This is a genomic window from Enterobacter sp. RHBSTW-01064 (assembly GCF_014103035.1).
Taxonomy (GTDB): domain Bacteria; phylum Pseudomonadota; class Gammaproteobacteria; order Enterobacterales; family Enterobacteriaceae; genus Enterobacter; species Enterobacter mori.
The window spans coordinates 226837-240659 of the sequence record NZ_JABXOU010000002.1; the positions used below are offsets into that span (position 1 = coordinate 226837).

General features: G+C 50.8%; 13 protein-coding genes and 1 tRNA gene. 9 read left to right on the forward strand and 5 right to left on the reverse strand.

The window, feature by feature from the left end; all coding sequences use genetic code 11:
• Positions 1–6 precede the first annotated feature (6 nt).
• Both HV355_RS06995 and HV355_RS07000 read right to left on the reverse strand, forming a co-directional pair.
• A complete protein-coding gene (locus HV355_RS06995; protein ID WP_089600329.1) occupies positions 7–636 on the reverse strand; it encodes a winged helix-turn-helix transcriptional regulator in 630 nt (209 codons plus the stop codon).
• Positions 637–699: 63 nt separating this feature from the next.
• Complete coding sequence (locus HV355_RS07000) at positions 700–1875, reverse strand: outer membrane protein transport protein (protein ID WP_182401410.1); 1176 nt, start codon at positions 1873–1875, stop codon at positions 700–702.
• Positions 1876–2425: 550 nt separating this feature from the next.
• Between HV355_RS07000 and HV355_RS07005 the strand changes: the two genes are divergently transcribed.
• From HV355_RS07005 to HV355_RS07040, 8 genes are all read left to right on the forward strand, one after another.
• Positions 2426–2986, forward strand: a complete 561-nt coding sequence (locus tag HV355_RS07005) for a fimbrial protein (protein WP_042714551.1) — start codon at positions 2426–2428, stop codon at positions 2984–2986.
• Between the two features lie 38 nt (positions 2987–3024).
• Entirely contained in the window at positions 3025–3732 is a 708-nt protein-coding gene (locus tag HV355_RS07010) for a fimbria/pilus periplasmic chaperone (RefSeq protein ID WP_249420843.1), read from the forward strand.
• A 32-nt stretch (positions 3733–3764) separates the two neighbouring features.
• Positions 3765–6269: a fimbria/pilus outer membrane usher protein gene (locus HV355_RS07015; protein ID WP_249420844.1), complete on the forward strand. Its 2505-nt coding sequence runs from the start codon at positions 3765–3767 to the stop codon at positions 6267–6269.
• 24 nt (positions 6270–6293) lie between these two features.
• Positions 6294–7466, forward strand: coding sequence for a fimbrial protein (locus HV355_RS07020; RefSeq protein WP_235028111.1), 1173 nt, complete (start codon positions 6294–6296; stop codon positions 7464–7466).
• A gap of 54 nt (positions 7467–7520) precedes the next feature.
• Positions 7521–8708 (forward strand): HD domain-containing phosphohydrolase, encoded by a 1188-nt coding sequence (locus HV355_RS07025; protein WP_182401416.1) that lies wholly within the window; start codon positions 7521–7523, stop codon positions 8706–8708.
• A gap of 17 nt (positions 8709–8725) precedes the next feature.
• Positions 8726–9505, forward strand: coding sequence for a winged helix-turn-helix domain-containing protein (locus tag HV355_RS07030; protein WP_182401418.1), 780 nt, complete (start codon positions 8726–8728; stop codon positions 9503–9505).
• Positions 9502–9981, forward strand: a complete 480-nt coding sequence (locus HV355_RS07035; protein WP_126815922.1) for a hypothetical protein — start codon at positions 9502–9504, stop codon at positions 9979–9981. The genes HV355_RS07030 and HV355_RS07035 overlap by 4 nt, the downstream gene beginning before the upstream one ends.
• 107 nt (positions 9982–10088) lie before the next feature.
• Positions 10089–10718, forward strand: coding sequence for a Crp/Fnr family transcriptional regulator (locus tag HV355_RS07040; protein ID WP_120158693.1), 630 nt, complete (start codon positions 10089–10091; stop codon positions 10716–10718).
• Here HV355_RS07040 and HV355_RS07045 read toward each other — a convergent pair.
• Positions 10685–10758, reverse strand: a tRNA-Gly gene (locus tag HV355_RS07045). The two genes, HV355_RS07040 and HV355_RS07045, sit on opposite strands and share 34 nt — an antisense overlap.
• Positions 10759–10838: 80 nt before the next feature.
• A complete protein-coding gene (gene actS / locus HV355_RS07050) occupies positions 10839–11564 on the reverse strand; it encodes an amidase activator ActS (protein WP_182401420.1) in 726 nt (241 codons plus the stop codon).
• 160 nt (positions 11565–11724) lie between these two features.
• Between actS and idi the strand changes: the two genes are divergently transcribed.
• Positions 11725–12267 (forward strand): isopentenyl-diphosphate Delta-isomerase, encoded by a 543-nt coding sequence (idi, locus tag HV355_RS07055; RefSeq protein ID WP_182401422.1) that lies wholly within the window; start codon positions 11725–11727, stop codon positions 12265–12267.
• Between the two features lie 38 nt (positions 12268–12305).
• On the opposite strand, the gene lysS is transcribed toward idi, so the two are convergent.
• Positions 12306–13823 (reverse strand): lysine--tRNA ligase, encoded by a 1518-nt coding sequence (gene lysS / locus HV355_RS07060; RefSeq protein ID WP_010435299.1) that lies wholly within the window; start codon positions 13821–13823, stop codon positions 12306–12308.

A 13823-nucleotide genomic window follows, 5' to 3' on the forward strand; every position in this document is an offset into this window, starting at 1 on the left:
CTGATATTAAAATGACTCTGGTAAATTTCTGATTTCAAGGAGATACCCACCTCTTTTGAACGAGATATATTCACCTTGCTTAAGGGCCGATAATACGTTGAGAATACTGCTGCGCGACAACAGCGTGCGGTCCTGAATATATTCGAGGATCGTCGTGCGCATTCGTGCTTCCTCAGGTAATAAGATCATCTCCTGAAGATGGTTGCGAATGACGGAATAAGTCCGTTGCTGCAGGACCTGGGCATCCCGATAAATTAAATAGGCTGTATGATAGGAGAGAAGTGCGGCCACCTCTTCCCATACCCCCTGCTCGCGGAACAGTTCCGCCGCACGTTCGGCATCCACCCGTAAAAGCGTCGACTCGGTTTCCACTCGCAGAATATGCCCCTGCGTCGGCTGGATCATTTCTGCAATACCGAAGAGATGGGGTTCGTATACCGTGACCAGCAGCAGGCCGTCGGACGCGCGCAGCAGGGACAATCCGCCCTCTAAAAAGAGATACATTTGCTGCCGACCTTTATGCTTCCACGTCACGCGCTTGCGCGGCACAACTTTCATTTTCTCCGCTATCGGCTCAAGGATCGCGGTCAGTCGTTCAATCGATTGTTCAGGACGAACAGGCGGTAAAATATGCATGGCACAACCTTATTACATCGGGTAACTGCCAGTATAGACCCTATAATTTAAGCAGTTACCAAATTAAAACTGATAGCTATAGTTTACGCTGGCAAACCAAAGATGGGGGGTATCATAGCTTCCCGCAAAGACAGCGGGTGATTTCACATGCGATGACTGCATGTGAAGATACTCGACGGCAACACCAATATTGCTGGCTGGCGTGATCTGATACTGCGCGCCTGTACCGAACCGCCATTCGTCGCCGGTCGGTAAGGTTATCGCCACATCACTCTGGCTCTGGTACGGCGAGCTATCAAAAGCGACACCGGCATTCAACCGCCACTGTTCCGTTGGGCGGTACTGCACGCCGAGCGCACCATGCCAGGTATCTTTCATGCGGCTGACGTTGTTAAGCGTCTGCCCGCTCACCGTGATTTGCGGCGCGCCGAACTGGCTCCAGTCCTGCCAGCCGAGATCGCCCATCACCGACCATTGCTGGTTAACATCATGCACAACGCTGAGCATAATTTGCTGCGGCGCACTCACCTGTGCCGTCACCGGCAGATCGTATTCGCCACTCGGCAAACGTGCTTTGCCGTCGATACTGTAGTGATAGTCCGTCCTGCTGTTCCATGTGATACCGGCTCGCGTCTGTTCGGTCAGCTGCATCAACAGCCCCAGGCGATAGCTCATCGCCCAGTCATGGTCATGCTGCCGGCGGTCATCGTCATTCACATTGCGGGTCAATGAAAAATAGCCGTAGTTAGCGTTGGCGGAAGCCCCGATTGAGAGGCGATCGTTAAGTTTGTACGCCACGGACGGGCTGAGCGTCATCGCCACCATGGTGCTCTTTTTGAACAGCCGGTCGCCCGTCCAGTTACCGTAATCGATCCCCAGACCATAATTGCCGTAAAGCCCAATACCGGCATAGAGATCGTCGGTCATTTCCTGGCTATAAAAGGCGCTGGCATTGGGAACGGTTTTCATCACATCGCCGGGGCTTCTCTGCGCATCGTTATTCAGCTGGTAGTCGATGGAGCCGTCCATCACCTGTAGCCCACCGGTGATCATACGATCGGGTAATCGCGTCATGCCTGCCGGGTTGGTCATTATTGTGGAGGCATCCTGCGCGCGGGCTGCCTGCCCTGCGCCAGCAAGTGCGGTATCTTCGGTGCCTGCTTCATAAAAATAGAGGGCGCTGGCGTGGGCGCAGGATGTTGCCAACAAGCCCGTGCACAGAAGGAGTCGTGTTTTCATCTGTCAGCCTGGTGAATAACGAATTTGCCGACAGGTATATCAACAGAAACAACAAGGGTAAAAAGAAAGGATGTTTAATTTTAAATATTCCCGCACGTCTGTAGCAGAAAGTGAGCATGTGAATTTAGATGCCATGTCCGCAATTCGCGTTTTTTTCTACCCACCTTACCCACGCGCGCACGGCAATAAATGTATATCCAATGTTAAATATATTAATATTAAGCACTAAATTATTTAACAGCATGTTCAATTATCCCTCCATCGCACGCGTAAATTCCGTCAAATGACGATTTTGACGATAATTTTAAATAGCCATTCCTCTCTCCCTGCCACTGCGCCAACGCAACCAAGCAGCATATAAATCTATACATAAACTTAAATCTGGATATTTAAGTTTAAAAAATTCATTTAAACGATATTTACGTTTACCAAAACAACCAGCGATGGTCTTATATTCCAACCAAAGGCAAGGGGTGCGGTACGTTGTTCTGCAACACATCGCTCAACCGCCTGGGAGACAAAAATGATGATGAAAACGGGAAATAAAAGCATGTTCAATAAAACAGTTATCGCAGTCGCTATGATGTTTTCGGGCGCGGCAATGGCAGCGGAAAGCACCGGCGTTGCGGGTGGCACAATCACCTTCAATGGTTCTGTATCCGATACAACCTGTGACGTGACCACCAACAATGGTTCCGATTTTACGGTGAACCTGGCGCCTATATCACTGACGGATATGGGTACCACTACTGGCGTTGTCAGTGCCAACAATAAAGACTTCACCATGAGTCTGAAAAATTGCACTGCCGCCGACACCGCAACCAAAACGCTGAAAATCACCTTCTCAAGCAGCAACCTGTCTGATGACGGTAAATACCTGAAGAACTACAGCGAAAGCGGCGCTGAAGGGGTCGGTATTACCCTGACCAAGGATGGCACCACCGCCGTTCCATTCGACACCGCGTTCAACACCGGTCTGACTTCTGATGATGTTTCCGGTACCGACGGCGTTACGCTGACCATGCACGCGAATTACTACAACTTCGGCGGTTCTGCCGTGACGACCGGTAAAGTCGTTACCGACGCAACTTACTCCTTTAGCTACGATTAATAGCCCAACCGGGGAGCAATCCCCGGTTTTTAATGACCATGAAAAAACATATTTTCTTTCTCTTCGTTGCGTTCGCTTCACACGTGGCTCAGGCCAGCGTGGTAATTAACCAGACGCGCGTGATTTATTCCAGCGAAGCAAAATTCGTTACCGTGCAATTAGTGAATGAGAGCGATAAAACTCACCTGGTACAGTCCTGGCTTGATCAAGGTGATGCTTCAGCCGCCCCGGAAAAGATTAAAGTTCCCTTTTCCGTCATGCCGCCGGTTGTCAAAATGGATGGCCACAGTGGTCAAACGCTGAAAATCGCCGCGACCAATACTTCCTCTCTGCCCTCAGACAGAGAAAGCGTATTTTGGTTAAACGTGCTGGATGTTCCGCCAACGCCGGAAGGCAGCAACGATAATTATCTCCAGGTGGCGATCCGCAATCGCATTAAGCTGTTTTATCGCCCCGCCTCGTTGCAGGAACTGGACAGTAAAATTGTCGAAAAGGTCACTATTTCCACCTCAGGAAGTCAAACCTGTCTCAAAAACAGTTCCCCTTACTATTTAACCATTCCACAGGTTGTGACCTGGCAGGGCGGAAAATTGAAGCAGAATCGAGACGATAATTTACTGAGCGATACCGTTTTTATTCCGCCTTACGGTTGCGCGCTGGTTTCCAACAAAATCCAGGCCGGTTCTCAGTATCGTATTACATGGCTTGATGATTACGGCGCCAAAAGATTCAGCACCCTTCACTGATTATTTTTATGGCTATGCCTGGTTCAATTCTGATGAAGAACAGATCCCTGTTTCGTAAAAGCCTGTTGGTTCACTCCGTCAGCCTCGCCTTATGTTCCTTTGGGGCGAGCGGTGAGACATTTAATAGCAGCCTGCTGGTCGGTAATTCAGCCGATATGGACTGGAGTAATTCAAAACTGGTCATGACACCGGGCGCATACGATCTCGACGTATATGTGAATAACGCCTGGCGCGGGAAATTCGACATGACGATTGCCAATGACGGTAAAGGGACGGTGCTTGTTCCGAAAGATGATGTGCCACTACTGGGTATTCGCGATCTCGACGATCTCGTCGCGAATAAATCAGACGGGCAAATCGACATCAGTACCCTGCTACACGGCGGAAAAAGCACGCTGGCGCCAGGAGAATTGCGTCTGGATTTAGAAGTACCCCAGGCCTTTGTGGTGACCGAAAAACAGAACTGGGTGGCCCCACAAAAATGGGACCAGGGGATTAATGGGGTATTTACCAACTACAACCTCAATTATTACAACTTTTATGGCCTGCGTGAAGGGTATACCAACAGCGATAATATCTATTTATCGCTAAACAGCGGTTTGAATATGTCTGGCTGGCATCTCCTCGATAACTCGACGTGGATGCGCTACAGCAATATGGGTAAAGGGTATTGGATTAACACCACACGCTATCTTGAAAAACCGATTGTCGGTATTGAGGCATTAATGCGCGTGGGGCGTACCTACAGCACGTCCGATTATTTTGACACGATTCGTTTTCGCGGCCTGACGCTGAATAAAAGCCGTCAAATGCTGCCGGACAGCGAACGCGTGTATATGCCGGTCATCAGCGGAATTGCCACCAGTTCGGCCGTGGTCAGCGTTTACCAGGATGGACACATTATCCATCAGATTACTGTCCCCGCCGGGCCCTTTGCGATCCGCGATTTAATGCCCACCGGCTCGCGTGGGGATCTCTCTGTTGAGGTAAAGAACAGCGGCGGAACGATAGAGCGCTTTGCGGTTCCCTTTTCGTCTATCCCGGACATGCTGCGTCCCGGCACCAGCGACTACCAGTTTAACGTCGGTGAGGTGGACATGCGCGGCATCAATGACCATAGCCAGTTTGCGCAGTTCAGCTACTCTCGCGGAATGAATAACTACGTAACCGCCACAGCCGGGAGTATCTGGAGCGCGGACTATTTCTCCTTTCTGCTCGGCGGTGCTCTTTCTGTTCCCTATGCAGGATCGCTATCAGCGTCGCTTGAACAAGCGCAGTATCGCTTGCCGGGCGATAATCGACGCAGGGGAGAAAAATACGCGCTCTCATGGAGTAAATCCTTCCCGACGCAAACTAACCTGACGCTGGCGTCGTATTACTATCGCACGCAGGATTACGCATCGTTTAACGATTATGTGTTGACGAAGTCCAATATTCAGGATTATGGCGGCACCGGCACGTCAACCATTAACAGCAAGCAGGCGTTTAGCGCCAACCTCAACCAGCCGCTGGGCGATGGGTTTGGTCGACTTTCCCTGACGGCGTACTGGCGCGATTACTGGCGCGGCCAAAAGACCAGCCGCCAGTATAATCTGACCTGGAGCAACGCGTTTAACAGCGTGAATTATGCGGTATCACTGCGCCGCTCTGAAGTCACTCAGTCGTACTACAACTATGAAACAGATTACGAAGGTGATGTTGTTACGTCGCTGCGCACCCGTGGGAAGACGGAAAATAATCTTTATTTCTCCGTCAATGTTCCGATGTCACTCTTCGGCAGTCCGGGAAGCGTTGCTTCGCATGCGACGGTTCAGCAGGGGAAATACGCTTCATCAGATATAAGCATGAGCGGCAGCGCCCAGGATGTCGATTACAGCCTTATGCTGGCGCATGACAGTGAGGGTAATTCCCGCTCCGCCGATCTCTATACCAACTGGAAAAACAGCGTCACCAGCCTGAACAGCGGGCTGACGCTTTCGCGCGAGTATCGTCAGGCCAGCCTCGGCGCAAGCGGCAATATTCTCGCGTGGCGTGGTGGCGTCATCACCTCACCGAATAATGGGCGAAACTTTGTCATTCTTGAGGCCCCTGGCATCGAAAACGCCGTGGTCAATGGGGATACCTCTACGCGCACGAATCGCAACGGTATTGCCCTTATCGCCAGCGCAACGCCTTACCGGCTGAATAACTTCCATCTGGAACAGGATGGTTCAAAAAGCAGCGACGTCGATTTACAGGGGAATTTACTTAATATTGCCCCTTACGAAGGCAGCATAACGTATCTGAAGTACAAGACCGATACGCGCAAAGTTTATACCTTCGACGTGCTTGACAGCGAGGGCAATCAACTCCCCTTCGGCGCATTGGTTTCAGATAGCCATCATCAGGAACTGGGTTACGTCGCCCAGGGGAGCCAAATCTTTGTGAAGTCTGACGCACAGCCAGAGGCAATTCGCATTAATACCAGTAAAGCCAAAATCAAAAAATCCTGTGTTATTACGCAGCCGACAGAGCATGCCGTCAATATCTGCCGGTAACCGACCACGAGTATGAAATCGATCATGAGCAAATCTTTATTTTTCATCTTTGCCGTATTCAGCCTGATAACGATCCCTGGATTTTCAGCCCAGGCGGCACCACAGGCCCGAGGCGTGACGGGGGATACCTGCCGTAATAGTGGCATTATATTTAAAAGCGTGGCGGAAGCGGATAAATCGCTTAATTTATCGTCTGCATTTATCACCTCGACGGTGGTTGAAAAGACATATACCACCAGCTGGTCGGGGAGTATGACCTGTACCTATGGCAACGTGGGTATTGGGGGAGTATTTCAGGATCACCTCTACTATTTCACTGGGTTTAATAACAACCCGGTGTATTTGAATTTTAACAGTGCTGATGGTGAAAGCAGTTACTGGATTAAGGTGACCTCTGAAATAACCGGCAGCAGTAAAGTCACGGTGAGCGGTATTGTGGGGATACACTCTCTCTCCTACCAAACGCAATATACCTTGCGAGCAGAGTTACTTTCCTCGGCGCCTGTTGGGGTGTCGACCTATACCAAAACCACCACCAGCGGTGCGCTGAGCGTCATTCCTGCCGTGATGAGTGGTACCGGCTCGGGATCCGACTCGCCCCTGCTCTCCTCTAAAACGTATGCGACCAGAGCATGGAATAACATGATGTCAGATACCGCGCGCAAAAGCTGGGATACCGATTATTTCCTCGCGTACGAGAAAATGACCATTCAATTCGAGCCGAAAGAAACCACCTGCAATATGACGCGTGACATGACCGTAAAACTTCCGCCTGCGCCGCTGAAAGAACTTAAAACGTACGGCAGAACCAATGGGGCGGATTTCACCATACCCATCAAATGCGGAAACCTTGCCGGCGTAAAAACATCTACGCGGAATATTAAGGCCTGGCTTTCCAGCAATGATGTGATCACTACGGACGGCAGTTCGCAAACGATGGTAAATGATGAAACAACCGCGGGCGGGGTCGGTATTGCTATTCGTAGTCGATCTTTTATGGGGGATTTCGAAGAGGTCAAACTCTCCAGCAGCACAAGCATGGGAAATGCCACTCAGATCCTTGATATTGTTAAGGACGATGACATTCAGGATACGCAATATATTCTTCTGCATGCTTACTACAGAGTGTATGACGCCTCCGCCTTATCGACCGGCACGGTGGTCGCGACCGCACAAATCATGTTCGGCTATGACTAATTCTCTCACATAAACAATGACATTCTTTTTTCAGACCTCTGCCAATTAAACGCCATGAAAATATCTGTTCAAACCGTGCTTAACTTATTACATAACATTATTCATCCGGTCTCTGCCGATCTGGTTAATCATTTACAACGCACGGCCATCATCACCTGGTATTTAAGCCAGCGCATTGGGCTGGATAAAACCGGGATCGGCAACGCTTTTCTGGCTGGCATGCTGCACGACATTGGTACGCTGAGTAAAGACCGCGAACACCTTTCTCCCGGCAGCGAGGGGTTTCTTGATGGGCATGAACAACTGGCGGGCTCAATGACGGCGGGGATCCGTTTCCTGCAACCCGTCACGCCGATCCTTGAAAACCATCATACCGCATGGTCTTCCTCGGGCTCGGACGATCTTCCTGTGGTACATCATTTGGTTAATATGGCGGATACCTTTGAGCTCTATTTACGCGGGATTGAAGGGGATTTTATTACCCAACGCGAAAGGGTCATTTCGGATTTCTTTGCCCAACCCATTCAGTGGCCCGCCCCTCTGGAGCAGGCGCTGCGCGAATCTGCACGTCAGGATGGCTTTTGGTTTCGCCTCGGCAATCCTTCGCTCCCTCAGGTCCTCAATGCCATAAGTCCGTTACATGACCACATGCTCGACCATCATGATTTTCTCGAGGTGTGTCAGCTCATCTCAAAAATCGTCGATAAGTACAGCAGCTTTACGCGCACCCACAGTGCCAGCGTAGCGCATGTTGCGGCCCGCCTGGCTGAACTCTACGGTTATGATGTCGATATGCAAGAAAAGATCTGTATTGCAGGCTATCTGCATGATATCGGCAAGCTTTTTACGCCGCTCCATATCCTGGAAAAGCATGGCAAGCTCGAATCCTTTGAATACGCCACGATGAAGCAGCACAGCTACAAAACGCTGGTGATGCTGCATCCTATCTCTGAACTGGGGGATATTATCCGTTGGGCCGCCAACCATCACGAGCGGCTGGATGGCAGTGGATATCCGTTCAGGTTAGGCGCCGCCTCACTTGATATTCCGTCTCGCATCCTTGCGGTGGCGGATGTGTTTACTGCCATGACGGAAAACCGTCCCTACAGACAAGGGATGGAGAGCGCTAAGGCTATGGCTATACTCCACGAAGAAGCAAGAAATTACAGACTGGACAGGGACATCGTAACATTGCTGGACCATAATATTGGCAGTGTAAAAGCGCTTGTCGCGATGTGTTAACGTCCAAAGAACAGCTAATGAAATATTTGATTGCCAGCAAAGTTATTTACGATACAGAGAGCGGGGAATTCACTCTTCCCGGGGCAGAACGCCTTGAGGCTCAAAAACTGACGAATACGGCCAACCGTATTCTGTCGCTGCTTATTGCTTCCCCGGGCACAGTGCTTGAGCGTCAATATCTGCTGGAACACGTTTGGGAATCCGCCGGGCATACCGGGTCTAGCTCTTCGCTCAACCAATATATTAGTATTTTACGCAAGACGTTAACCTCACTGACCGATATTGAAGAGTCGATCATCGTTGTCCCAAAAGTAGGGTTTTACTTTTCCGCCGATATTGACGTACAGCTTCTGGATGAGCCTTGTGCTGCAGCGCCCGGGGATGATAACGTTGCGGCCAAGAAGGAAATACCGTCTTTGCCGCTTAAATATAGCATCCCGGCGCTTCTTATTTTGGCGCTGATTGCGGCCAATTTATGGGTCTGGAGTCAGCCCAAAGCCAATGAACGCTATTCCAGAGTCAATGAGATAGGCAAGCTCGAAAAATGTACCCTCACCACCTATGAACATCTTTCTGCCGATGAACGGCAGCGGTTACATGAGGTATTGCTGTCGGCACAGCCGCAGCTTGCAGAAAAATGTGCAAACCATTTAGCACTGTTAACGGTAAACGTTCAGCCCAGCGTGTTTTATGGCAGCAGCGGACGCATTTTTTACTCTTTTTGTCCTTTAGATTCTGAAAACGAAACGCTAGCGTACTGTGAAAATCACTACGCCTTTAACTGGAAAATGAAATGAAGATTGCGCTAACGCTTTCTGCGACTGTCCTGATCCTGACAGGTGCGCTGATCTGGGGAATGGTTAACCGCACCTCAGCGTATATCGACGATCGGTGCTTTGCCAATTTTACCTATACCGATAACACAAATGAAAAGGCATTCAATTTCAAAGGAAACATATTCTTTGAATTTTCAAAGAACAAAACCGGACAATTTAATTTATCCGGTGACGTTTCCTATCAGGGACAAAACTACACGTTCTCGCGCTATGTAAAGTTTAACTATGTCAATATTAAAAATAATGCCTACAGAATAAAAGTCATTTCGCACGAAACCATGGCGCATGACAATGTCCCAGCAGCCATCTCGCCTCTTGCCATTAAGATATTATTTCTTACCGGCGAATATTCTATGTACCTGCACAAGCATGATAATAACTTTATTACGATTGGAAATTCACTTTCACCGTTGATGAATTGCGTTATACAGTCCTGACGTTTTGGTAAGAACCCGATTTTATGAAGAAGAATAATTGTGTCAGCTGTGCAAAATGTGGGTTTGCTGAGGTATGCCAGTCGTATCTTTTCGACCATCAGGAACCCATGTTTATTAAAGATTTCGCGCGTAAAAAACGTATTGCTAAAAATGAATTTATCTACCGGCACGGAACGACAGTAAAAGCATTGTATGCGCTCAGGCGTGGGGTGGCGAAGATTTATGATGCTCAGCAAACGCTTCAGGGAATTGTCTTCCCCGGTCAGGTTATCGGGGCAGAGGAGCTCTTTAGCGAGCATTATCAGTACAGCGTGCAGGCGGCCACCGAGGCAGAAATTTGTGAGTTACAAAATACCCATTTCTATCACCTGAGCCAGATAACCAGCAGCTTCACCCATTTTATCATTGCTATCCTCTCCCGATCCGCGAGGGAAAAACAGCAGTTTATCAGCGTCCTGGTGAATCATGACGGCGTGCAAAAAGTGCGTGGATTTATTCAACTTATGGTGGATATCAACAGGGAGTATGGCTTCGAGCATAACATTCTTGAACTGCCGCTCAGCAAAAAAGAGCTGGCGCAGCTGCTCGGCATTTCTCAATCAACCCTGTCTCGCGCATTCGATACGCTGGCGGCGCAGCGTAAACTGTCGATCAATAAAAAAGAGATTGTCGTGCTTGATGGACCGGATGATGAAGCAGGGACTGGAGCGGGCGAAGGGAATCGAACCCTCGTATAGAGCTTGGGAAGCTCTCGTTCTACCATTGAACTACGCCCGCTTTGAGGTGCGTAAGGCATTATAGACCTTACGCTTTTTCATACAAGTGTCAGTATCACCAAGTGGCGATTAAATAACCACTTAGCACTTCGGTTTGCTGCCCTGCGCCGGGAGATAGCGCTGCGGATCGATGGCCGTCGCCTTATAGCGGATCTGGAAATGCAGCTTCACCGAGTCCGTCCCGGTATTGCCCATGGTGGCTATCTTCTGCCCCGCCTTCACGTTTTGTCCGTTATTGACCAGCATCGTGTCGTTATGCGCATAAGCGGTGATGTAATCTTCGCCGTGCTTAATCATGATCAGATTCCCGTATCCACGCAGCTGGTTGCCGACGTAGACCACCTTCCCGGCGCCGGAGGCATAGACCGGCGTGCCGCGCGCAGCAGCAATATCAATGCCTTTGTTACCGCCCTCAGAAAGTGAATAAGGCACCACAACTTTACCGCTGGCGGGCCAAACCCAGCAGCGCTGCCCGACCGGTGGCCAGGAAGACTTCGGCACCTGGTACGACGGCGTCACTTTGGCCGTTTTACCTTTTGAAGAGGATTTTTTGGCTGAAGAGGAGCCGCCATTGACCTTCAGTTTCTGCCCCACCTCAATGGTATAGGGGGGAGAGATGTTATTCAGACGCGCGAGATCCTTTACGCTGGTTCCCGTTACACGTGAAATGCGATACAGGGTATCCCCGCGCTTAACGGTATAGACCGCACCGGAATAGCTGCCCATATCCGACGATTTGCTTCCCGAGCATCCCGCCAGAAGTAGCGTCAGCGTCAGGCAAAAAATGGCAGTGATGGGGTTTCTCATCAGGCTTCCTGCAAACAAAACAGATCCTCGGTCAGCGTAAATGGCGCACTATGATAGCAGCCAAAACGAACAGGGGTCATGCCCTTTTCCGCTCCTGGTGCCAAACCGTTCGTATAAGAATGCCGTATAATGATCCGGCTGATCTGGTACCGGAGCATCAATGAGTATTCAAGAACACGTTATTTTGGTAAATGACCAGGGAAAGGTGATTGGCACTCAGGAAAAATATGCCGCGCACACCTCGCATACCCCGTTGCATCTGGCCTTCTCTTCCTGGCTTTTTAATGCCCGCGGCGAATGTCTGATTACCCGACGCGCCTTAAGCAAAAAAGCCTGGCCCGGCGTCTGGACCAACTCGGTCTGCGGCCACCCTCAGTCAGGTGAAGAGATGGAACAGGCAATAATCCGCCGCTGCCACTTTGAAGTGGGCGCAGAACTGGCCGATATCACCGCCGTCGCCCCTGAGTTTCGCTATCGGGAAGCCGACCCGTCCGGGATCGTGGAAAATGAAATTTGCCCGGTATTCGCTGCCCGCATCACCAATGACGTGACGATAAACGAAAATGAAGTGATGGACTATCAGTGGGTTGAGCTGGACACATTATTCCGCGCGCTGGACGCGACGCCCTGGGCCTTTAGCCCGTGGATGATCATGGAAGCGACAACCGCCCGCGATAAACTCAAAGCCTTCGCGGCGCAATAAAAAAGCCCCTTTCGGGGCTTTTTTTACATCTTAACGCCTTATTTCACCGGGCGCATCGCCGGGAACAGGATCACGTCACGGATGGTATGGCTGTTGGTGAACAGCATCACCATACGGTCGATACCAATCCCCAGACCCGCCGTTGGTGGCAGGCCGTGCTCCAGCGCGGTCACGTAGTCTTCGTCGAAGAACATCGCTTCGTCGTCGCCTGCCGCTTTCGCATCTACCTGGTCCTGGAAACGCTGCGCCTGATCTTCTGCATCGTTCAACTCGCTGAAGCCGTTGCCGATTTCGCGGCCACCGATGAAGAATTCGAAGCGATCGGTGATTTCCGGGTTCACGTCATTACGACGCGCCAGCGGAGAGACTTCTGCCGGGTATTCGGTGATAAAGGTCGGCTGAATCAGGTGCGCTTCGGCCACTTCTTCGAAGATCTCGGTCACGATACGGCCCAGACCCCAGCTCTTCTCAACCTTGATACCGATGCTTTCCGCGATGGCTTTCGCTGAGTCGAAGTTATCCAGATCGGCCATCTCGGTTTCCGGACGGTATTTCTTGATCGCTTCGCGCATGGTCAGCTTGACGAACGGTTTGCCGAAGTCGAAGACTTCTTCACCGTAAGGTACTTCGGTGGTGCCCAGAATGTCCTGCGCCAGGGTACGGAACAGGGATTCGGTCAGCTCGATCAGATCTTTGTAATCTGCATACGCCATATAGAGTTCCATCATGGTGAACTCTGGGTTATGGCGCACGGAGATGCCTTCGTTACGGAAGTTACGGTTGATTTCGAACACGCGGTCGAAGCCACCGACCACCAGACGTTTCAGGTACAGTTCCGGCGCGATACGCAGGTACATGTCCAGATCCAGGGCGTTGTGATGGGTGATGAACGGACGCGCAGACGCACCGCCAGGGATCACCTGCATCATTGGGGTTTCTACTTCCATAAAATCGCGGTTGACCATGAACTGGCGGATACCGGCCATGATCTGAGAGCGAATTTTGAAGGTCTTGCGGGATTCATCGTTAGAGATGAGGTCCAGATAACGCTGACGGTAGCGCGCTTCCTGATCCTGCAGGCCGTGGAATTTGTCCGGCAGCGGGCGCAGGGCTTTGGTCAGCAGACGCAGCTCGGTGCAGTGGATAGAGAGTTCACCGGTCTTGGTTTTGAACAGCTTACCTTTCGCGCCCAGGATATCGCCCAGGTCCCACTTCTTGAACTGCTCGTTGTAGATGCCTTCCGGCAGGTCGTCACGGGAAACGTACAGCTGAATACGGCCGCCAACGTCCTGCAGCGTCACGAAGGACGCTTTACCCATGATACGACGGGTCATCATACGGCCAGCCACAGACACTTCGATGTTCAGCGCTTCCAGCTCTTCGTTCTCTTTACCGTCGAAGTCTGCGTGCAGTTGGTCTGAGGTGTGGTCACGACGAAAATCGTTCGGGAACGGCACGCCCTGCTCGCGCAGCGCTGCCAGCTTCTCGCGGCGGGTTTTCAGTTCGTTGTTAAGATCGACTACCGCGTCAGCGCCCTGTGCTTGTTGTTCAGACAT

What these genes read in the sequence shown, in the direction of transcription:
- HV355_RS06995 (WP_089600329.1), bottom strand. Translation starts at nt 636, where the DNA reads ATGCATATTTTACCGCCTGTTCGTCCTGAACAATCGATTGAACGACTG.
- HV355_RS07000 (WP_182401410.1), bottom strand. Translation starts at nt 1,875, where the DNA reads ATGAAAACACGACTCCTTCTGTGCACGGGCTTGTTGGCAACATCCTGC.
- HV355_RS07005 (WP_042714551.1), top strand. Translation starts at nt 2,426, where the DNA reads ATGTTCAATAAAACAGTTATCGCAGTCGCTATGATGTTTTCGGGCGCG.
- HV355_RS07010 (WP_249420843.1), top strand. Translation starts at nt 3,025, where the DNA reads ATGAAAAAACATATTTTCTTTCTCTTCGTTGCGTTCGCTTCACACGTG.
- HV355_RS07015 (WP_249420844.1), top strand. Translation starts at nt 3,765, where the DNA reads ATGAAGAACAGATCCCTGTTTCGTAAAAGCCTGTTGGTTCACTCCGTC.
- HV355_RS07020 (WP_235028111.1), top strand. Translation starts at nt 6,294, where the DNA reads ATGAGCAAATCTTTATTTTTCATCTTTGCCGTATTCAGCCTGATAACG.
- HV355_RS07025 (WP_182401416.1), top strand. Translation starts at nt 7,521, where the DNA reads ATGAAAATATCTGTTCAAACCGTGCTTAACTTATTACATAACATTATT.
- HV355_RS07030 (WP_182401418.1), top strand. Translation starts at nt 8,726, where the DNA reads ATGAAATATTTGATTGCCAGCAAAGTTATTTACGATACAGAGAGCGGG.
- HV355_RS07035 (WP_126815922.1), top strand. Translation starts at nt 9,502, where the DNA reads ATGAAGATTGCGCTAACGCTTTCTGCGACTGTCCTGATCCTGACAGGT.
- HV355_RS07040 (WP_120158693.1), top strand. Translation starts at nt 10,089, where the DNA reads ATGTTTATTAAAGATTTCGCGCGTAAAAAACGTATTGCTAAAAATGAA.
- actS (WP_182401420.1), bottom strand. Translation starts at nt 11,564, where the DNA reads ATGAGAAACCCCATCACTGCCATTTTTTGCCTGACGCTGACGCTACTT.
- idi (WP_182401422.1), top strand. Translation starts at nt 11,725, where the DNA reads ATGAGTATTCAAGAACACGTTATTTTGGTAAATGACCAGGGAAAGGTG.
- lysS (WP_010435299.1), bottom strand. Translation starts at nt 13,823, where the DNA reads ATGTCTGAACAACAAGCACAGGGCGCTGACGCGGTAGTCGATCTTAAC.